14 protein-coding genes are annotated in these 20,571 nt (G+C 65.7%); 6 read left to right on the top strand and 8 right to left on the bottom strand.

The features are described from left to right. Positions 1-3: 3 nt before the first annotated feature. Positions 4-2,865 carry an ATP-binding protein gene (locus DVU_RS14315; RefSeq protein ID WP_014524606.1) on the top strand — a complete coding sequence of 954 codons (2,862 nt, stop codon included), beginning with the start codon at positions 4-6 and terminating at the stop codon, positions 2,863-2,865. A gap of 216 nt (positions 2,866-3,081) precedes the next feature. On the opposite strand, the gene DVU_RS14320 is transcribed toward DVU_RS14315, so the two are convergent. From DVU_RS14320 to DVU_RS14355, 8 genes are all read right to left on the bottom strand, one after another. Further along, the gene (locus tag DVU_RS14320; protein WP_010940305.1) at positions 3,082-4,188 is read right to left on the bottom strand and encodes a glycosyltransferase family 4 protein; all 1,107 of its coding nucleotides are present in this window, start codon (positions 4,186-4,188) and stop codon (positions 3,082-3,084) included. 469 nt (positions 4,189-4,657) lie between these two features. Beyond that, positions 4,658-5,605: an aminotransferase class IV gene (locus DVU_RS14325; RefSeq protein ID WP_010940306.1), complete on the bottom strand. Its 948-nt coding sequence runs from the start codon at positions 5,603-5,605 to the stop codon at positions 4,658-4,660. A gap of 258 nt (positions 5,606-5,863) precedes the next feature. Next, positions 5,864-6,913, bottom strand: a complete 1,050-nt coding sequence (locus DVU_RS14330; RefSeq protein WP_010940307.1) for an aspartate-semialdehyde dehydrogenase — start codon at positions 6,911-6,913, stop codon at positions 5,864-5,866. A gap of 46 nt (positions 6,914-6,959) precedes the next feature. Continuing rightward, positions 6,960-7,373 (bottom strand): hemerythrin family protein, encoded by a 414-nt coding sequence (locus tag DVU_RS14335; protein WP_010940308.1) that lies wholly within the window; start codon positions 7,371-7,373, stop codon positions 6,960-6,962. Between the two features lie 123 nt (positions 7,374-7,496). Beyond that, complete coding sequence (locus DVU_RS14340) at positions 7,497-7,931, bottom strand: DMT family transporter (RefSeq protein WP_010940309.1); 435 nt, start codon at positions 7,929-7,931, stop codon at positions 7,497-7,499. 221 nt (positions 7,932-8,152) lie between these two features. Then, positions 8,153-8,542 (bottom strand): (deoxy)nucleoside triphosphate pyrophosphohydrolase, encoded by a 390-nt coding sequence (locus tag DVU_RS14345; protein WP_010940310.1) that lies wholly within the window; start codon positions 8,540-8,542, stop codon positions 8,153-8,155. After that, a complete protein-coding gene (locus DVU_RS14350; RefSeq protein WP_010940311.1) occupies positions 8,542-10,521 on the bottom strand; it encodes an ABC-F family ATP-binding cassette domain-containing protein in 1,980 nt (659 codons plus the stop codon). Before DVU_RS14350 ends, DVU_RS14345 begins: the two co-directional genes overlap by 1 nt. Positions 10,522-10,755: 234 nt before the next feature. After that, on the bottom strand, positions 10,756-11,649 hold the full coding sequence (locus DVU_RS14355; RefSeq protein ID WP_010940312.1) for a tRNA (adenine-N1)-methyltransferase: 894 nt from the start codon (positions 11,647-11,649) through the stop codon (positions 10,756-10,758). Between the two features lie 370 nt (positions 11,650-12,019). Here DVU_RS14355 and DVU_RS14360 point away from each other — a divergent pair, with 370 nt between their 5' ends. The 5 genes from DVU_RS14360 to DVU_RS14380 are packed head-to-tail and all read left to right on the top strand — an operon-like array spanning position 12,020 to position 20,491. Next, positions 12,020-13,114: a radical SAM protein gene (locus DVU_RS14360; RefSeq protein WP_010940313.1), complete on the top strand. Its 1,095-nt coding sequence runs from the start codon at positions 12,020-12,022 to the stop codon at positions 13,112-13,114. Between the two features lie 45 nt (positions 13,115-13,159). Then, positions 13,160-14,629 carry an Rne/Rng family ribonuclease gene (locus DVU_RS14365; protein ID WP_010940314.1) on the top strand — a complete coding sequence of 490 codons (1,470 nt, stop codon included), beginning with the start codon at positions 13,160-13,162 and terminating at the stop codon, positions 14,627-14,629. Between the two features lie 2 nt (positions 14,630-14,631). Beyond that, positions 14,632-15,285: an epoxyqueuosine reductase QueH gene (locus DVU_RS14370; protein ID WP_010940315.1), complete on the top strand. Its 654-nt coding sequence runs from the start codon at positions 14,632-14,634 to the stop codon at positions 15,283-15,285. Positions 15,286-15,329: 44 nt separating this feature from the next. Next, positions 15,330-16,823, top strand: a complete 1,494-nt coding sequence (gene hemW / locus DVU_RS14375) for a radical SAM family heme chaperone HemW (RefSeq protein WP_010940316.1) — start codon at positions 15,330-15,332, stop codon at positions 16,821-16,823. Then, positions 16,820-20,491, top strand: coding sequence for an ATP-binding protein (locus tag DVU_RS14380; RefSeq protein WP_010940317.1), 3,672 nt, complete (start codon positions 16,820-16,822; stop codon positions 20,489-20,491). The genes hemW and DVU_RS14380 overlap by 4 nt, the downstream gene beginning before the upstream one ends. Positions 20,492-20,571 lie beyond the last annotated feature (80 nt).

Consider the following 20,571-nt stretch of genomic DNA (forward strand, 5'->3'; position numbering starts at 1 on the left):
GAGATGCGCACCCCGAAAAACCCCGGCGAAGGCCTCGCCCACCAGTCGTTGCTTCGTCTCGCACCGGGTGGCCCCATACTGGGCCCGGTGCTTTCGGCAATACGTATCCCGGCTTTCACGCTCGACAGCGACGGACTGGTCGTCTTCATGAACGACCCCTTCCTCGACCTTGTGCTACGCCCTGCGGCAGACCTTCTCGGCAAGCCACTCTCCGTCGTCGTGCCCGCCATACATGCCCCTCTCGTGGCTCGGGCCGCGGCAGACATCCTTGCGGGAACGTGCGACGACCTTCTCCTGCCCGTCTCGGGGCAAGGCGGCACCGCCCTGCCCGTCCGTTTCAGGACGGTTCACGCCGTCGATGCCGAAGGGGCCCCTGTCTGCCACGCATTCGCCACCCATGCGCTGCCCAGACGGCATGACGAGAGCCTCCGCTATGCCGAATTGTTCCATCTCTGCCCCGTACCACTGTGGCAACAGGACGTGACAGAGGCACAGCAGGCCATCGACACACTGCGCACATCGGGCGTCCACGACCTGCGGGCCTATTTCGAGGCCCACCCCCACGTGCTTGCCGAATTCGCGCGGCGCATCCGCATCGTCGATGCCAACGAAACCGCCTCCGGGCTCTTCGCCGGATGCCGTGAAGACCTGCTCGACCCCGACCTTTTCATGCGCCTCGGCATGCGCCAGTTCGTCATGGAACTACTTGTGATGCTCGCCTCGGGGGCTGACAGGCTTTCTGTGGAAGCGGCTTGCCGCGCCCTCGACGGTGGAGAACGCGCCCTGCAAATCGAAGCCCGCCTCATGCCCGGCTTCGGCCTGACTGGCATGAGAGTCATCGCCTGCGGCACCGACATCACCGAACGCAACCGCTCGCAGGCGGCCCTTGCCGACTTCCGCAACCTCGTCGAGGCCATGTCGGACAACATGATCGACATGCTCTGGGCCAAGGACACGGAATGCCGCTATATCTTCGCCAACCGTGCCATCCGTGAGAACCTGCTGCACAGCGATGACGAAAGGGTGCTCGGCAGGACCGACCTCCACTTCGCCGAACGCCAGAGGCATCTCGGGCACGAGCACACCTTCGGCGAACTCTGCATCGACAGCGACAGGGTGGTTCTGCAGACCCGCACCTCCGGAAGGTTTCGTGAGGACGGCAAGGTGCAGGGGCGCTACCTCATGCTCGACGTGCAGAAATCGCCACTCTACGACAGGCAGGGCAAACTGTTGGGCACCGTGGGCACGGGACGCGACATCACCCTGCTCAAGGCGCAGGAAGACGCCTTGCTACGCAGCCAGCAACTGCTCAAGTGGACGGTGGAGGCATCCACCGACACCATCTGGCAGTACGACGTGGTGCACGACCGGTTCCTGTGCAACAACAGGTGCCCCGGTCTGCTGGCGCTCTCCGACGCGGAAGATGAGTGCCACTGTCGCCACAGGGCCGACCCGGCCGACGCGGAACTGCTGCTGCACAACCTGCGTAACGGGCAGGGCGGGGACAAGGGTTTCAGCATGGAACTACGCCTTCGCGACGACGAAGGCGTGTGGCACTGGATGTATTGCCGTGGCAAGGTGGTGGAATACGATGAGGAAGGCAGGCCCACGCTGGTCGTGGGAGCCAACACCGACATCACGGAGCGCAAACGGTTCGAGACCGAATTGCGACAGGCCCGCGATGATGCCGAAGCCGCCAACAAGGCCAAGAGCATCTTCCTCGCCAACATGAGCCACGAGATTCGCACTCCGCTGAACGGCGTGCTGGGCATGCTCCAGCTTCTTGAGGACGCCCCGCTCACTTCCGACCAGCAGGAGTTGCTGCATGTGGCAAGCCAGTCCAGCCGCAACCTGCTCACCGTCATCAACGACATTCTCGACTTCACCCGCCTTGGTTCGGTGGCCCCCTCCTTCGCCTCCGACCCCTTCGACGCAGCTGGCGCCCTGTACACCGTGCGCGACACCCTCGCCACGGGCGCGAAGGACAAGGACATCCGGATTGAGACAGACATATCGCCCAATGTGCCCCCCCTGCTCATCGGCGATGTGACCCGCTTCAGGCAGATTCTCTTCAATCTTGTGGGCAATGCGGTGAAATTCACCCAGCAGGGAACCGTGCGCATCTCGCTGCACGGTCTCGAACGGCACAGCCCCGCCGGGGCGTTGCGAATGCTGCTCATGGTGGAGGATTCGGGGATAGGCATCCCGCAAGACATGCTGGGCAACGTCTTCGAACCGTTCTTCCAGGTCGACGGCTCATACCGCCGCCGCTACCCCGGTACCGGTCTGGGCCTTGGCATCGTCCGCAGCCTCGTGCACGGCATGGGTGGCACCATCGCCATCGACAGCGAAGAGGGGGCGGGTACGACCATCGCCTGTACGCTCATGTTCGGACGTATCGAGAAGACGCCGGAAGGTGTGACAGAGGGATTCGAGACCGGGGCTGGACTGAAGGTGCTTGTCGTCGAAGACGACCACATCAGCAGGGTCGCCGCCAGCCGGATGCTCGAACGGCTGGGACATTACCCCGTCGTGGCATCATCGGCGGTGGAAGGCATCGCCATGCTGCGACAGCAGACGTTCGACTGCGTCCTCATGGACATCCAGATGCCGGAGATGGACGGCCTCGAACTGACTGAAGCCCTGCGTTCGGGGCTCGTGCCGGGAGTGGAGGACATCCCCGTGCTGGCGCTCACCGCCCACGTTCTCACCGAGGAACGGCGCGACTTCATGAGTCGGGGGATTTCGGGCTATCTGGCGAAGCCGCTGGAGATGGACATCCTCGCCAAGGCGCTGACGCAGATACCCCCCGGCGGCAAGGGACACGCCGCCATCATAGCAAGGGCCGACACATCGCCCATCTGACGTCTCCGGACACGCGACCCTGAGCGCACAACCACCTCGCATGTCGAGACGGACGCGCTGACGTATGGTCACACGCGCGTGGCGCATGGCCTTCCTTTCGCCCGCATGTTCCGGGGCTGGTGCCCGTCTCAGGTGTGCCGCAGCAGGCGTCCGCCCTGCGCGCTCTTCTGCAGGGTTGCGACCGGCATACACCACGGCCCGAAGTCGGCGCGGTGTTCAGACCCCGGCAGATTGCAGGCTACGACGCACCGCCCCCGCCTGCTCACGATAGATGTCGAGGTGGGCAGCCGCCAGCCGTTCCGGTGTACGCCGCAGGACCTCGGCACGACCTCCCGCCACAAGCCCCGCAGCCATCGCGCCGTCTCCGGCGACATCACGCGCAAGACGCGCCATGACCGCAGCCAGTGCATCGGCGTCCCCCACGGGAACCAGCAAGCCGGTCTCGTCATGCCGCACCATGCCCGTATGCACATCAAGAGACGAGGCGACGGCAGGAAGCCCCACACACCATGCGGCACGTATGGCATCGGCCCCATGCTCACCGTCCAGCGACGGGGCCAGCAGCACGTCGGCATCAGGCAGGATGCGCCGTTCGTCCTGCGTTCCCAGCATGGCGAGATGCGTGTCCACCCCCGTCTGCCGTGCCGTAGCGAGCAGGGACGCAAAGTCGGGGCCATCGCCCACCAGCCTCACCTCCCACTCCGGCAAGCCCGGCATGGTCGCAAGCAGACGCATGGCCGCAAGCACGATGCCGTGGCCCGATGACGCCGCAAGCGGCGCATCGACCACGAAGACGCAACGACCATCGCCCCTCGGACGTCGAGGGGCGTAGTGCCCGGCGTCCACGGCAGGGGAGACGGCAAACAGACGCGAACGTGGCACACCGTGCCGTTCGAGGCGGTCGCAGACCATCTCGCCGTGGCACAGCACGGCGTCAGCATGACGGCAGACCCGTTCGACATGACGCGCCGCATCCCCGCCCACCACGCGCCATGTCTGCACCGTGCGGCAACGCCCCCCGGACAGCCGTTTCAGTTGACGAACCAGTGCGGCAGACGCGGTGTCGCAGCAGTGCAGCACAAAGGCCTCGCGACTCCGGACGGCACGCACGAGACGCATCAGCGTCAGGGGCTTGCCCGTCAGGCCGCCCACGGGCAACACGGGCACATCGACACTCCGGGCCTCGCGTTCGAGAAATCCCCCGGCGGTGCAGACGAGCGTCACATCTCCGGCCGTCCCTGCAGAGAGATCACGGGCCAGAAGGAACGTCTGCCGCACACTGGCGGGGCAGGATTCGTCGAAATGGAACAACAGGATGTGCATTGGGATGCCACCGCCTCAAGAACTTCATTGCGCCGACGATACGGTGCTGCCCGTCGCCAAGCGTTACACGGCGTACGCAGGCCCGACCGGCAGACCCGGCAGTCACGGCCGACAAGCATCACTGACCGGCCCATGTCACAGGCCGGCGAACATCGGCACGAACACCCCATGCCGCCCATATGCCACAGGGATTCCGCCAGCCTTTGCTCCATCTCCGACACCCTTCACAGGGCACACCACACATGAACGCCCCCAAGGCCGCCTCTTTCGGGACAGGCGAAGCAGCCCTGGAGTTGCCCCCCCCGGAATGATACGACCGGGAAGCGCAGCCCCATGATGGAGCCCCCCGGCTAACAGGTGTCGGCCCACGGGCCCGCGGGTACAGAGCCCCGTATTACGGCCCCGGACGATGGTTCCGGGTACGACCAGCCGGGGCACCCGGCGGCATCCCGGACGCATTCCCACCCCTTCAGCCGAGGAACGGTGTGCCGCTGGCCAGAAGGTCGGCCTGCAACAGCGCTCGCAACCGGGCCGAAACCGGGCCGGGTCTGCCGTCGCCCACCGGTCGCCCTTCGAACGCCACCACACCCACGCAATCGCTGCTGGTTCCAAGCACCAGCACCTCACGTGCAGCGTACAGGTCGTCTTCGCGCACCTTGCGAAACGTCACGGGCATCTCGCCCTGTGCCAGTTCCATGGCCCGCAGTACCGTCGTACCAGCGAGCGCGTTGCTGAACTCCGGCACCACCAGCGCGCCCTGCGCGTCGACCAGCGCCACGTTGGCGATGGCGGCCTCGGCGAGGAACCCCTCCTCGTCGAAGCTGAACGCCACATCCATGCCGCGCTGATGCGCCTCGCGGGTCATGAACACGTTGGGCAGATAGTTGGCGTTCTTGATGCGGGCCAGATACCCCTGCTTGGCCGGAATGGCGCTACGGAAGGCAGTGAGCCCCTTGGCGTACCATGCCTCGTCCTTGGGGGTGAACTTGTAGGCCGCCACATACAGGCTGGCTTCGGGACACTCGGCAGGGTCGATGCCGAAGCCGCCCGGCCCGCGCCCCACCAGAACCCGCAACATGCCACATTCGCACCCCGAGGCCCGTGCCACGTCGATGACGACCTCACGGAGGGCATCCCATGTGCAGGGTGGTTCCAGATACAGCCCCTCGGCGGAACGGGCCATGCGCTCAAGGTGCGCCTCAAGCTGGTAGATGCGCCCGTGTTCGTACTTCATGCTCTCGAAGATACCGTCGCCCCGGTGGGCGAGGTGGTCGTCGAGGGGCATGAGCATCAGCTTCGGGTCATGGCAGATGGCCCCTACCCGGTGCTCGTAGAAGGCGAGAATGCTGCCCGAACCCGGGCGGTCGACGGAGAGAAGGCGTTCGAGGTAGGCGGTACGGTCGAGAACGGGTGGCATGAGGCACGCTCCTGCCCGCCGGAGGCGGGCCAGTGAACCGGCGCGTCGCGCCGTCCCGGGAGTCGGCTGACCGGGTGCGCCTCCCGCATCATCGGGCAGCAGCCACGAGGGTACGAGGGATACGGCACCGCCGGTGCTGACCACGGGGGGTGGCGCGTCGGACTGTCCATGCCCCGCGCGGCGACCTCGGCAGAAGAGCCGAAGGGCCAGCCTCGCGGGACGGGGAGGCCGGGGGACCGCAGTCCCCCGGCCCGGTCATCACTTCAAGAAGACCGTGGTGTCGCGCACGGCGACGAGGTCGCGGTCGATGAGCTCTTCGGCTATCTGCACGGCATTGAGGGCCGCACCCTTGCGGATGTTGTCCGCCACGATCCAGAGGTTGAGGCCGTTCTCGATGGTCTCGTCCTCGCGGATGCGTCCCACGAAGGTGGCGTCCTCGCCTGCGGCGTCGATGGGCATGGGGTACATCTTCTGGCCGGGGTTGTCGTACACCTGCACACCGGGGGCCTGACTGAGGATGGCGCGGGCGTCGCGGGCGGTGAGCTTCTTCTCCGTCTCGATGTTCACCGATTCGGAATGGCCGTAGAAGACGGGCACACGCACGCAGGTGGCGGTGACCTTCACGGACGGGTCGTCCATGATCTTCACCGTCTCGTGCACCATCTTCATCTCTTCCTTGGTGTAGTCGTTGTCGAGGAAGACATCGATGTGCGGCAGGCAGTTGAAGGCGATGCGGTGCGGGTAGACCTGCACCTCGGGCTCCATCATGTTGAACATCTGCCGTACCTGACGGTCGAGTTCGTCGATGGCCTTCTGCCCCGTGCCGGATACGGCCTGATAGGTGGATACGATCACGCGCTTGATGCGGGCGGCGTCGTGCAGGGGCTTGAGGGCCACCACCATCTGGATGGTCGAGCAGTTGGGGTTGGCGATGATACCGTTGTGCGCTTCGAGATGATGGGGGTTCACCTCGGGCACGACCAGCGGGCACCGGGCGTCCATGCGCCATGCGCTGGAGTTGTCGATGACCACGCACCCGGCCTTGGCGGCATGGGGGGCGAACTTCTCGGAGGTGGAACCACCTGCCGAGAAGAGGGCGATGTCGATGCCCGTGAAACAGTCTTCGGTGAGTTCGCGCACGGTGAGCTCACCATCACGGAACGGAACCTTGCTCCCGGCGGAACGTGCAGAGGCGAAGGGAATCACCTCGGCAGCCGGAAAATCGCGCCCTTCGAGGGTCTTGAGCATCTCGCGTCCCACCGCGCCGGTGGCTCCGACGACGGCGACGACCAGTCTTTCCTTGGACATCTCTTACTCCTTGTGATGCGTCGCGGCCCGCGAGTCGCGCCGCCCGTTATACGATGCCCTTCTCCCTGAGAACACGGCCCATCACCTGATCGGTGCCCCGTATGTGCCTGAACCACCACTCGGCGAGGTAGTCCAGAAGCTCCGGGGTGATGGTCGCGCCATTGTCGAGATACCGCAGCAGAAAACCGATGGCGTCCGAAAAGAACTCGCGGTGTTCCTGCATGTGCTTCTCGTAGTTGGGAATGGCATCGGCCACGGGTTCCATGTAACGCCGCTCCGTGGCGAAGTGCATCTGGGCGTATTCGTTGATGCGGTTGATGAGCTCCGCCAGAACATCCCGCTCGCGTCCGGCCCGGTACGCCTCATGCAGCGTCGCGATGATATCGGTCATCTCGCGATGCTGTGCGTCTATCTCCGGTATGCCGACGTCCAGACTTGCATCCCACGTAAAGGTCGCCATGCTGCCTCCGTACAAACGATTCCCTGCTCCTCCCGACACCCGCCCGGTGACGCGGAAGGCGCAACCGCATCACAATAGGCCAAGCGCGGGCCAAACTCAAACATCCGTTACGCCCCTGCGCCATCAACGGCGCACGAGAAACACCCCGACGAGCACAAAGGCCACGCCCAGTGCCCGCATGAGGTCGAAACTGCGCTGCCTGTAGCCCAGAAGCCCGAAATGGTCGAGCAGCGAAGCCACCACAAGCTGCCCCGCGATGACCAGCACCACCGTGGTCACTGCCCCGAGGCGAGGCGCGAGAAAGGTGACGGCCGCCACGAAGAACGCCCCCAGAAGCCCGCCCGTCCAGTGCCACCACGACGTACCGGCAGGCGAGGCCACGGGCAGACGCGCCACGAAGACCCAGCCCGCCAGCGCCACCGTGCCCACGGCGAACGAAGCGCAGGCCGTCAGCACCGGATGACGCGCCCACTGTTCGGTGAGCATGGCGTTGATGCCCGCCTGCGTGGGCAGTACCGCCCCGGCAAGCAACCCCATCAGCAGCAGAACCGTCTGCATGGTCTCTCTCCTGTTCGATGCGCGGGCAGCATTGCCGCTACACGAGCGAACGCGACTGTGAAACGCCTGATCACACCGGGTCTTCAAGCCACCGTGCCCGGCCCGAAGACACGGCACATGTGCCGGACTGGACGCCTGCACCGTACGGCCTTTCGAGGCATTGAAGGCCGGGCAGCCCCCGCCTGTAGGCCGGGCGCTTCGTTCAGCCCGGGCAGCCCTCTTTACGGTCGGTCAGGCAAGTCGGCCACCAGCTCGAGGTCGGCCTCGAGGAACGGCAAGGCCAGCGCCTCCGTGCGTGTCATCCACGCAAGGCCATGCCCCTCGTGCGGGAAGGGTTCCCCCTCGAAGCGGGTCACATGGTAGAAGCGCAAGGCGACCGAAAGTTCGGGGTAGTCGTGCCGCACCTCACGCCACAGCGATGCCGTCAGGGGGCGCACGCCCAACTCCTCGCCCAGTTCACGGGCAAGGGCCTCTTCCGGGGTCTCGCCCGGTTCGACCTTGCCCCCCGGGAACTCCCATGCGCCAGCGCGCGGCTTGCCCTCGGGCCTGCACACGGCGAGAAAACGGTCGCCGCGCCACAGGATGCCCGCCACGACGGGAACCACACGCATCACAGCGCCTCCGTCGACAGGGCGGCGCGTTGCGCCTCTAGTTCTGCGATGACCGGCTCAAGCTCGCCCATGCGTTCGAGCAGCTTCTCGGAGGCGGCCTGCAATTCGCCGAACCGTTGCAGCAGGGCCGAAGCCCGTGCACCATCGGCATAGACGTCGGGGTCGGCGAGTTCGGCCTCTACCGTGCCCTGTTCGTCAAGCAGCTTCTCAAGGTCGGCTTCAAGCTTGGCGTAGGCATCCTGCCGGGGCTTCAGTTCCTTGTACAGGCGGTTGCGGGCCTCTGCCTGCTCGCGCTTGAGACGCTTGAGCTCCTCGCGGTTGAGGTTGCCGCCGCCACGCTGGGCGTCGGTCTCGCCGTCCGAGAGGCTTCCGCCACCGGCGGCACGGCGCGCCTCGTCGTAGGCTTCGAAACCCTGATCGAAGACGGTGATGCCATCACCCCCCAGTGCCCACACCTCGTCGGCGACGCTGGAGAGCAGATGCCGGTCGTGCGCCACCATGAGGATGGTGCCCTCATACGCGTCGAGCGCTTCGACGAGGGCCTCGCGGCTTTCGAGGTCGAGGTGGTTGGTGGGTTCGTCGAGCACGAGGAAGTTCGCGCGCGAAAGAAAGAGCGTTGCCAGCACGAGACGGCTCTTCTCGCCGCCCGAGAGCGAACGGACGAAGCGTTCGAAATAGCCCTGCCCCAGCATGAAGAGGCCGAGCACGCTCATGAGTTCCTCTTCGGTGGTGCGCGGGTCGGAAAGGCGCCGTATCTCGCCGAGCACTGTCCCGTCGGGGTTGAGCGTCTCGAGCTGGTGCTGGCTGAAGTAGCCCATGCGCACCAGCGACCCCGCCGCCACCGTACCGCCCGAGCGTTCGAGCCTGCCGCCGATGATCTTCAGCAGTGTGGACTTGCCGCACCCGTTGGGCCCTACGAGGGCGATCTTCTGCCCCCGGTAGAGGTTGAACGAGAGCCGGGGCCACAGGCGTGTGCCGTCGGGGAAGGCATAGTCGAGGTCGACCACGCCAAGCACGGTCTTGTCGGCACGGGCGGGTTCGGGCCACTTGAAGGCCAGCGACTTGCGCCGCGCCTCGGGCTGGAAGTTCTCCAGCTCCTTCTCGAGCTTCTTCGCCATCTTCTGCCGCGAACCGGCCTGCCGTGCTTTGGTGGCCTTGGCGCGGAACCGCTCCACGAAGGCCATCTTGCGGCCTATCTCGTCGGCAAGACGTTGCGCCTCGCGCTCGCGCTGGGCCTCGATCTCCTCCTGCGTCTCCACGAACTGGCTGAACGAACCGCGCCTGTAGAGCGGCTTGCTGCCGCCCAGATACAGCACATGCGTACCCACCTTGTTCATGAACACGAGGTCGTGCGCCACGAAGAGCAACGCACCCTTGTATTCCATGAGAAAGGTCTCGAGCCATTCCACGGCTTCGAGGTCGAGGTGGTTGGTGGGTTCGTCGAGCAGCAGCACGTCCGCCCCGGCGGTGAGCACGCGGGCGAGCTTCGCCCTCTCGCGCCAGCCGCCCGAGAGTTGACGCAACGGCAGCAGCCACTTGCGCTCCGAGAAGCCGAGACCGGAGAGCACGGCGCGGGCGCGATGCTCCGGGTTGTAGCCGTACACCTGTTCCAGTTCGGCCTGACGCGCACCAAGGCGCTTCAGGGCCGCCTCGTCGCCGCTGGCGGAGGCCGCTTCCCAGTCCTCCCAGAAGTCGTTCCAGTCGGGCAGCACGTCTTGCACCCAGTGCAACAGTTGCGTGTCGAGCACCGACTCGTCCAGTTCCTGCTCGACATAGCCGAGACGGCACCCCTTGGGGAGGATGATGCGCCCGCCGTCGGGGTGGTCGACACCCGCCACGAGACGCAACAGGGTCGACTTGCCGCATCCGTTGGGGCCGCAGATGCACAGGCGCACCCCGGACTGCACCTCGAGGGAGAAGTCGGAGAGGATGTCGCGGCCACCGAAGGTCTTGCTGAGATTCTGTATGGTGAAGTTCATGGCTCTATGCTGCTTTGCCCGTCGCCCGGCCCGGGTGACGGGAAGGATGCTGTCTTGCGACCGGGGTGTTCCGTGGAGTACCCCGGCGGACGAATCGCGTCATCGTGCGGCCCGTGTAGCGTCAGGCGGCGGTCGAAACGACAGGGAGATGACGGGACAGGGCGTCGGCTGACGGTCGGGAGGCGCGTGTACGACATGGCGGGGCACCCGGAAGGAATGCCCCGCCCTTGTGTGCTATTCCACGAAGTCGGCGTCGTCGACGCCACCCGCCTCGCCGTCACCGCCAAGGCCGAGGCGTTCCTGACGGGCGGCCTCCTGCTTGCGCTCGCGGGTGCCCAGCTTGCGGAACGAATCCCAGTCGGCCGAGCGTTCCTGATGCCGCGCGAAGACCAGAAAGCCCGTGTGGGCGATCATGCGGTCTTCGGGGCGCAGCCTGTCGGCCACGGGCTTCCAGCGGCGGACGAGAATCTCGCTCACCTCGATCTCGTCGAAGGGGCCGCGTTCGAGACCATGCAGCAACTGGCTCACCTGTGCCACCGTGGGCAGCAAAAAGCCCAGCATGGCGCCGGACTTGACGGCCTTCACCGCGTTGTCGAGGTATTCCCACGGGGTGCGCACGTCGAGGAACAGGGCATCGGCCCCGGTCACATCGAAACCCTCGGCGATGTCTCGATGGATGAGCGTGACGTTCTCGCCAAGCCCCGCCCAGTCGAGGTTGCGCCGGGCGAGCTTCATGAACTCCTCGCGGGCCTCATGGGTGTAGATGCGCCCGGTGGGCCCGGCGAACCACGACAACGCAAGCGTCAGGCTGCCCGACCCCGAACCGGCCTCAACGATGGTACGACCCGGCCCGACCCCGAGGCGCATGCAGATGTACCCGATGTCCTTGGGGTAGATGACCTGCGTCTGGCGCTTCACGCCGCGCACGAGGTCGTGGATGGTGGGTTCGAGGACGCGGTAGGGCACCCCCTTGGTGGACCGCACCTCGGTGCCGAAGTCGGCGGCGGCGATGTCGCTCATGGCGATGATGCCATCGTTGCCGTGCATGTCCTGCCCTTCGACGACGCGACGCAGGTAGCGCTTGCCGCGGGGGTTGATGAGAATGACAAGTTTTCCGTACTCGGGCATTGGTTCCTCCGGTATGTTCGGGCCGCGAAGCGCATCCTGCACGTCTCACGGCAGGCCGGCGGGCTTGGTATCGGGATGGAGGCCCCGAAGGGCGTACACGGGAAGCGACCACGAAGGCATGAATGTGGTGCATCCCCGTTCCGTGCGAGGCGCGGCATGGCCGCAGTATCTGTTATGGCACCTGTGCCGTACAGACAGCCGCGCCCGCTGTCAAGAACGCTCGCGGCACACGGTGTCAGCCGATTATCACCGCATCCTTTGCGCCTCTTCCCGGTTTCTGTTGCATTTTTCCGTAAAACCCGTTTTGATACGCTCTCGGCACGTCTTCCACGACGCGCCCCGAAGAGTTTTCGAGCAGGATTTCCGCCCCATGACCTATGCCTACGTGTTCGGCCCCGTCGCGTCGAGCCGCCTTGGACGTTCCCTTGGCCTCGACCTGCTGGGCAGACGCATCTGCTCCATGGACTGTCTCTACTGTGAGGTAGGCAGTACCGATACGCTCACCACCGAACGCGCACCGTGGGTGCCTGCCGACGTGCTGCTGGGCGAGCTTGCACAATGGGCAGCTGAACATCCTGAACGTCCCGACCACCTCACGCTGGGCGGTTCGGGAGAACCCTGCCTGAACAGCGACCTCGCGACCATCATCGCGGGGTGCCGCCGCATCATGCCGGGTGTGCCCGTGGCCGTGCTCACCAATGCCACCCTGCTGGACAGGGCCGACGTGCGGGCCGACCTTGCCAGCGCAGACGTGGTGCTGCCGTCGCTCGACTCGCTCGTGGAGAGCGAATTCCGGCGCATCAACCGCACCTGTGGGGGCATCACGGCCCATGCCGTCGCCGGGGGCATACTCGATTTCGCGAGAGACTTCAGCGGACGCATCTGGCTGGAGGTGCTACTTCTGCAGGGCGTGAACGACACGCCCGAGAACCTTGCACTGCTCACCGATTTTGTCCGTGAACTCGCACCGGACAGGGTGGACGTGACCACCCTCTCACGCCCCGGCACTTGGCCGGGGGCCCGCCCCGCCGACCGGGAGACGCTGGCCGCATGGCGCACGGCGCTGAACGCCGCCGCAAGGCCCGCAGGTGGACACGCGGCCCCCGCTGCCGCAGCCCCATCCCTGACCGGAAGGGCTGCGCCCGATGCGCCATCCACGGGGCCGTCGTCTGCGGATGCAGGTCATGCCGGGGGGCTGACGCCCGATGGCATGCCCCGCATCACGAACGGTGCCACAACGGGTACCGGGCCTGATGTCGCGACGGACGTGGTCGAATCGCTACGCCGCCGCCCGCAGACAGTGGGCCAGCTGGCGCAGGCCCTCGCCCGGCCCGAAGACGCTCTTCGCGCCGAGGTGGAGACACTGGCACGGGCAGGACGCATCCGCCCCGTGACAGACGGTCTCACCCACTCCGCATCCGGCGAGGTCTTCTGGACCGCCCGCCACGCGGAAACCGGGGAATAGCCCCGCAAATTTCAGACATTTCTTACAACTTTCTTCGAGGAACGCATGACAACAGCAAAGAAGGGCAAGCGCAAGATGTACATCAGCGTGCTGCCGGGAGAACAGGTCGAAGTGGCCCTCTCCGAGGACGGCGCCGTCACGGAATACTACGTGGAGATGCTGCATCAGGCCAAGACCAAGGGTAACATCTACAAGGGTGTCATCAACAACATCGACACCAACCTGCAAGCCGCCTTCGTCAACTACGGGGCCGAAAAGAACGGCTTTCTCCAGATAGACGAGGTGCACCCCGAATACTACATCTCGCCGCACGACCCCACCAAGGGCAAGAAGTACCCGCTCATGCAGAAGGTTCTGAAGGCGGGTCAGGAAGTGCTTGTGCAGGTTGTGAAAGAACCCACCGGGAACAAGGGCGCCTTTCTCACTTCGTATCTTTCGCTGCCGGGCCGCTTTCTCGTGCTCACGCCGGGGCGCGAACAGATTGGCGTCTCCCGCAAGGTCGAGGACGACGAGGAACGCAGCCGCCTGCGCGAGATGCTTGAGGGCCTCAGCGCCGGGCCGGGCCTTGGCGTCATCGTCCGCACCGTGAGTGCCGGTACCAGCAAGACGACCCTGCAGCGCGACCTGCAATTCCTCAAGCGCCTGTGGAAAGACGTCCGCAAGAAGGGCACCACCGAGCAGACCCCTTGCCAGATTTATCAGGAGCCCGACCTCGCCACCCGTTCGGTGCGCGACTACCTCACCGACGACGTGTCCGAGGTATGGGTCGACGACGCGGCCACGGCCGAACTCATCCGCGAATTCGTCACGCTGGTGTTCCCCCGCAAGGCCAGCCTCGTGAAACTGCATACCGACCCCGAACGCACCCTGTGGGAACGGTTCGGCATCCGGAAGCAACTCGACCAGATCTACTCGCGCGAGGTCATCCTGCCTTCGGGCGGGCGTCTCGTCTTCGACCAGACCGAAGCGCTCATGGCCATCGACATCAACTCCGGCAAGATCGCGGGCAAGACCAACTTCGAGTCCATGGCCCTCAAGACCAATACCGAAGCCGCAGAATCCATCGCCCAGCAGTTGCGCCTGCGCGACATCGGCGGGCAGGTGGTGATCGACTTCATCGAGATGCGCGACCACAACCACTGGCGCGAGGTGGAAAAGACCCTGCGCAACGCCATGAAGGGCGACCGCGCCCGGCATGACGTGGGCAAGATGAGCCGCTTCGGCCTGCTGCAGGTGGTGCGCCAGCGCACGGGCTCGTCGGCGCTCTCCATCACCATGGAGGCGTGCCCCTGCTGCCGCGGGTCGGGCCTGCGCCGCAACATGGAGTGGCAGTCGCTTCAGGCATTGCGCGAACTGCACCGCCAGTTGCGTGCCCTGCCTCAGGGACAGTGCGTGCATGTGTTCGAGACATCACCGGAACTGGCCTTCTACCTCCTCAACCACAAGCGCGAACGGCTGCTCGAACTCGAGCGCCGCTTCAACCTGCGTCTTGAGGTGAGGCCCACCGGAAAGTAGCCATGTCCCGCCTTCTCCTGCATGTGTGCTGCGGCCCGTGCAGCATCGCCACCGTGCGTATGCTGCGTGACGAGGGGTATGAGGTGACGGGGCTTTTCGTGAACCCCAACATCCATCCGCTACAGGAATACCTGAAGCGGCGCGAAGCCATGCAGGAGACGGCGGCACGTCTCGACCTGCCCATGATATGGCGGGACGACGTCTACGATGTGCCCGCATGGCTGCGCGGCATGGCATGGCGTGAAGCCCCGGAGACGCGCTGCCGCATCTGCTACGCGACCCGCATCGAGACCACCCTTGCCGTTGCGCGGCACGGGGGCTTCGATGCCTTCTCCACCACCCTTCTCTATTCGCGGCATCAGCGCCACGAAACCATCCGCGAGGTATGCGAGGGTGCGGCGGCAGACGGCCCCGTGTCTTTCGTGTACCGCGACTTCCGTACCGGATGGCAGGAGGGCATAGACACCTCGCGCGGGTGGGGCATATACCGGCAACAGTGGTGCGGTTGCATCTACAGCGAGAATGAACGCCATGCCGCCGACTTCTCGAAGGCCACGGGCAGAAGGCCCGACTCCCGGCGCCGTGCCGAAGGCCCGGTGTCGTCGCCGCCCTCCGGTGGCGGCAGGACCGGGCGAAGCCCGGCACAGCGCGGGTAGACACCCGTGAAAGCCCCGCCAGGGCGGGCCCAACCGGGGGCACAGTGCTGCTCTACATCCATGTGCCTTTCTGCCGCCGCAAGTGCCGCTACTGCGCCTTCCACTCGCTTCCCCTCATCGGTGAAGGCGGCACTTCCCCTGCGCCCGAGGCACTCCAGACGCCCCATGCCGACACGGCCATTACCGCAGGGCCGACAGCAGCCAGTACCGCCCTTGCCGGTGTTGCCCCTGTAACGCCTTCCGCGCAAGCCATCTCCGGGCAGGACGGGCACACGTCCACGAAGGGACATGGCGTCCCGCCCGAGTCCCCACCCGGCCCCACGGCCAATGCCGCTGGCATGTCAGGCGGCATCGCGGGCATCGTCGACCGTGCGGGCGGTGCCATGCGCTCATGCACGCCCGCCGAAGCGCTTCCGGCCTATGTCGAAACGCTGTTCTCCGAACTTGCCCTGTGGGGTGACAGACTCGGCAACGCCACGGTGGAGACCATCTTCTTCGGGGGCGGCACGCCCAGCCTGCTGCCGCCCCATGTCGTCGCCGCCATCCTCGACCGGGTGCACCGCACCTTTTCGGTGGCACCGGGGGCGGAAATCAGCCTCGAAGCCAACCCCGAATCGCTGTCGAACAGACAACAGGCCCGGGGCCTGTACGACGCGGGGGTCAACCGTCTGTCTCTCGGGGTTCAGGCCCTCGATGACGCGTTGCTCCACCTCATGGGCCGTCCGCACCGGGCGCGCGACGCCATCCGTGCCTTCAACGCCGCACGCGACGCAGGGTTCACCAACATCAGCCTCGACTTCATCTGGGGGCTTCCGGGGCAACGCCTGCGCCAGTGGCTCGACCAGCTGCGCGAGGTCGTCCGCCTGCGGCCTGAACACCTGTCATGCTATGGACTCACCCTCGAAGAGGGGACGCCGCTCACTGCCGACGTGGAGTCGGGCAGCATCGCCCTGCCCGTGGAGCGCGAGCAGGCAGCCATGTTCATGCAAGGGGCAGAACGGCTTGAAGAGGCCGGCTACCTGCAATACGAGATTTCCAACTTCGCGCGCATGGGCTTCCAGTGCCACCACAACCTCGGCTACTGGGAAGGACGCGACTATCTGGGCCTCGGGCCCTCGGCCACATCGACCATCGACGGCCTGCGCTGGACGAATCCCTACGACCATGGCGCATGGCACGAGTCCGTGCGCACCGGGCGCATAGGTGCCGACGCGGAACGCCTCGACCTCACCGTGCGGGTGCTCGAACTCGTCATGCTGCGGTTGCGCACGACCCGCGGCCTGCGCGTGAAGGCCTACCGCGAGCTCACGGGCCGCGACTTTCTGCGCGACCACAAGCCGCTGGTGCATCTGCTGCACCGCAACGGGCTTGTCCGCATCCGTGACGGCTACCTGCGCCTCACCCGCAACGGCATGCTCGTCTCCAACAGCATCCTCGAACGGTTCTTCGAGCGCTCCGAGACATTGCTCACGCTCGAATCCACAGAGAAGACGCACGAGACGCGGATGGCAGGCCCCATCAGCGGGGACACCCCATGATAGGGCAGGCGGACAAGGCCCATGGCCGACAGGGCCGGGCATCATCGCTGGCGCAAGGGCTGGCCTCCCTGCGCGCCCTCGGTCTGCTGCCCTTCGCCATCGCGCTTTCCATCCTGCTGCTGGGCATCAGCACGGCACGGCATATCCATGTCCGCTACATCGAAAACCTCGAGACGCAACACCGCAGGCTTGAATCCACGGCTACCCTTTTCTCGGAACGCCTGACCGCCATCCTGCGCGGCCCCGAGACGACGCTCGCGTTCTACGCAGCCTCGCACATAGCCCACCCCGACATGATGCCTCCCGGCTTCGGAGAGGACATCCCCCTCTGGCTGGAAGGGTTCGACGGCTTCATGCTGCTTGACGCCTCCTGCACGACCATCGCAACGCCCACACGACCGTTCCCCGACGCCGTCCGTCTCAAGACGATGCACCTGTGCCGCACCCTGCTCAACGACAAGGACAGCCCGGCCCTCATCAGACCGGATGCGGAAGCCACGGAAGGCCGGCTCATCCTCGCGCGGCGTCTCGTCAACGCCGACGGGGTGTTCGATGGCATCATCACCGCCATCATGACCCCCGGGCACATGCGCAGCCCCCTTGCCACGGGCGGCGGCCCCCCCGTCAAGACCGTGGCGGACGTGCTGTCCCTCGTGGACATCGACGACACGCCCCTTGCCACCTGGCAACGGGCAGGCGGCCCCGAAGTCCAAGGCGTCCTGCCCGCCCGCGTCTCCCGTCAGGGCACCAGCGGGCCCGGACCATCGCGTCAGCCCCTCATCACGCATCGGCATGACATCCCCGGCTATCCACTTCGCATCGTCGTGGGGGTGACCACCGACAGGGCTCTCGCCGAATGGCGCGAACAGAGTCTGCGTCAGGGCCTCGCGGCGGCAGCCATCTCCTTCGCCATCGCCGCCCTCGGCCTGCTGGCACTGCGCCAGAAGCGTCGCAGGCTTGTGACAGAACGCGCCCTCGCCGAGAGCGAACGTCGCTATCGCGTGCTCGTCGAGAACTTTCCGGAAAGCGCCGTCATGCTCTTCAGCGACGACAAGCGCTGCATGCTCGCCGACGGTGCGGGGCTTGCCGCCATGGGCATCACCGCCAACAGTGCGATCGGGCGCAGCCCACAGGAGTTGCTGCCGACCCATGCCGCGCCCCCGCTTGCGGAAGCCATCGACAACGCGCTGGCGGGAGACGTCTGGCGAGGTTCGTTCATTCTCGGCGAACGCCTCATCGAACTGCATGTATCGCCGATGCCGCCCCTCACCGAAGAGGAGTCCTCTTACTGTCTCGCCGTCCTGCGCGACGCCACCGAAGCCGAACGCATACGCCGCGAGTTGCGTGACAGCGCATACCGGCTCAACGAGGCGCAACGAATCGCCAGACTGGGCTCGTTCGAAGCCAACTTCGTCACCGGAGACTGCGTTTGGTCACACGAGTTGCTTCGCCTCGTCGGCCTCTCCCCGGACGACGCACCGGCTTCGCTGGAATCGTTCTTCGAGCGCTTCGCACCGGAGCAACGTGCATGGCTCGAGACGCTCCTGCACGGCCCCATGCAAGGCCCGCTTGCCGTCATCGAGCACAGCTTCCCGTTTCGCACGGCGGACGACAGAAACCGCCATGGGCGACTGCACCTGCATTTCCATCGCGGCGAAAGCGGGATGCCCGCCATCGGTTACGGGACCATGCAGGACATCACGGAACTGCATGAGGCGACCATCGCGCTCAAACGAAGCGAGGCCGACCTCAACGAGGCTCTGCACATCGCGCAGATGGCCTCCATCACGCACGAACACGGCACGGGAACCACGCGCATCTCATCCACCCTGCTCCATCTTCTCCACGCAGAGGGAACAGGCCGCCCCACCGTCGAGCTCCTTCGCCAATACATGCCGTCTCTCCTCCCACTCGTACGCGACGGCGTCGCCCCTCCACAGCATCACCAGCCACCTGCCGGGGACGGCTATCGCACCGTCATCCCCTTCACGACAGTCAGCGGCGAACAACGGCACGGCCAGTTGCACCTGCGCACCCTGCGTGACGTGTCGGGCAACGCCGTCGTCACCCGTGGCGCCATGCAGGACGTAACCTACCGGGTCAGCATCGAGAACGCCCTGCGCAGGAGCGAGTCGTCATACCGGGCGCTTGCCGACAACCTCCCCAACGGCGTCGTTCTGCTCGTCGACCCCGCAGACATCCTGCGGGTCGCGGCCGGGCAGGGACTGCACTCGCTGCTGGACTCCGGGGCCCCTTGCATACCGGCACCGTACACGACCATCCTCCCGTCGCCCCTTGCCACCGAACTGATGCCGCTCATCATGTCGGCCCGTCACGGGACGACCGCCCACAGGGAGATTCCCTACGGGGCCGCCGTCTTCGATGTGGTCGCCCTGCCGCTGCCCGGCGAGACCCACCGCACGGAAGGAGTGGCCCACGATGTCATGCTGCTTCTTCAGGATGTGACCAGCCGGAAACAGTGGGAGGAGCAGATGCGGGCTTCACGCGACGAGGCCGCAGCCATGAGCGAACTGAAATCGCAGTTCGTCGCCAACATCAGCCACGAGATGCGCACGCCGCTTTCAGGCATCCTCGGCATCGCCGACGTGGCCCTCACCACCGAGGGCAACCCCGCGTTGCTGCGCAACTATTTCAGCATGGTGCAGAACGTCGCGGAAGGCCTTCTGGGCGTCATCAACGACCTGCTGGACTTCTCACGGCTTGAAGCGGGCCGGATGCCGCTCGACAAGGTCGAATACGACCTGCACACCACCGTGCGGGACGCGCTGGCGCCTCTTGCCATGCAAGCCGAACGCAAGGGGCTGGCGCTTGAACTGCATATGCAGAACGGACTTCCGCTCACCCTGCGCGGCGACCCGCTTCGGCTACGCCAGATACTGGTCAACCTTGTGGGCAACGCGGTGAAGTTCACGCCGCAGGGCACGGTGCACGTGGATGTCAGCACCGGAGACGGGGTGACCCATGACCGGGAATGCCTCGTCTTCACCATAGAGGACACCGGCCCCGGCATCCCGCACGAGAAGCTGGCCCACATCTTCGAGAGCTTCGCACAGGCCGACGGGTCGTATTCCCGCCAGCACACGGGTAGCGGTCTGGGCCTTGCCATCTCGCGTCATCTCGTCGAACTGCAGGGCGGGGATATCGGAGTGCAGAGCACACCGGGTGAAGGGAGCGTCTTCTGGTTCACACTGCCGCTTGGCGACATCCACCCGGCACGTCGCACACAACGGCAACGTGTCGACCTCGACACCCGCACGCCGACGACGCCGTTGCGCATCCTTCTTGCGGAAGACAACGAGTTGAACCGCGAATTCCTCACCATCTTCCTCGAAGAAGGCGGTCACTCGGTCGTCACCGCCTGCGACGGGTATGAAGTGCTCGACATCCTCCACCGCGAACACGTGGACCTCGTGCTCATGGACATCCAGATGCCGCGCATGAACGGCATGGAGGCGACACGCAGCATCCGCTCCTCGGGCGAGGCATGGAGCACTGTGCCCGTCATCGCCCTGACGGCGCACAGCATGGCGGGAGACAGGGACCGCTTCATCGCGGAGGGCATGAGCGACTTCGTGGGCAAGCCCGTCGACCGCAACGAACTCCATGCCGCCATCGCGCGCAACACACGGCACATGGCAGACAAATGAAGCTGCCCATTCAAGGGGGCACAACTTCTGACGTGCAGTGCTCCTTGCAGCCCTTCACGCATGCACGGCCAACGCCAAAC

Source organism: Nitratidesulfovibrio vulgaris str. Hildenborough (assembly GCF_000195755.1).
Classification (GTDB): Bacteria; Desulfobacterota; Desulfovibrionia; order Desulfovibrionales; family Desulfovibrionaceae; genus Nitratidesulfovibrio; species Nitratidesulfovibrio vulgaris.

Coding starts and splice junctions, on each gene's coding strand:
- DVU_RS14340 (WP_010940309.1), bottom strand. CDS start 7,931: ATGCAGACGGTTCTGCTGCTGATGGGGTTGCTTGCCGGGGCGGTACTG.
- DVU_RS14365 (WP_010940314.1), top strand. CDS start 13,160: ATGACAACAGCAAAGAAGGGCAAGCGCAAGATGTACATCAGCGTGCTG.
- DVU_RS14320 (WP_010940305.1), bottom strand. CDS start 4,188: ATGCACATCCTGTTGTTCCATTTCGACGAATCCTGCCCCGCCAGTGTG.
- DVU_RS14350 (WP_010940311.1), bottom strand. CDS start 10,521: ATGAACTTCACCATACAGAATCTCAGCAAGACCTTCGGTGGCCGCGAC.
- DVU_RS14355 (WP_010940312.1), bottom strand. CDS start 11,649: ATGCCCGAGTACGGAAAACTTGTCATTCTCATCAACCCCCGCGGCAAG.
- DVU_RS14335 (WP_010940308.1), bottom strand. CDS start 7,373: ATGGCGACCTTTACGTGGGATGCAAGTCTGGACGTCGGCATACCGGAG.
- DVU_RS14325 (WP_010940306.1), bottom strand. CDS start 5,605: ATGCCACCCGTTCTCGACCGTACCGCCTACCTCGAACGCCTTCTCTCC.
- DVU_RS14370 (WP_010940315.1), top strand. CDS start 14,632: ATGTCCCGCCTTCTCCTGCATGTGTGCTGCGGCCCGTGCAGCATCGCC.
- DVU_RS14345 (WP_010940310.1), bottom strand. CDS start 8,542: ATGCGTGTGGTTCCCGTCGTGGCGGGCATCCTGTGGCGCGGCGACCGT.
- DVU_RS14315 (WP_014524606.1), top strand. CDS start 4: ATGCGCACCCCGAAAAACCCCGGCGAAGGCCTCGCCCACCAGTCGTTG.
- DVU_RS14330 (WP_010940307.1), bottom strand. CDS start 6,913: ATGTCCAAGGAAAGACTGGTCGTCGCCGTCGTCGGAGCCACCGGCGCG.
- DVU_RS14360 (WP_010940313.1), top strand. CDS start 12,020: ATGACCTATGCCTACGTGTTCGGCCCCGTCGCGTCGAGCCGCCTTGGA.
- DVU_RS14380 (WP_010940317.1), top strand. CDS start 16,820: ATGATAGGGCAGGCGGACAAGGCCCATGGCCGACAGGGCCGGGCATCA.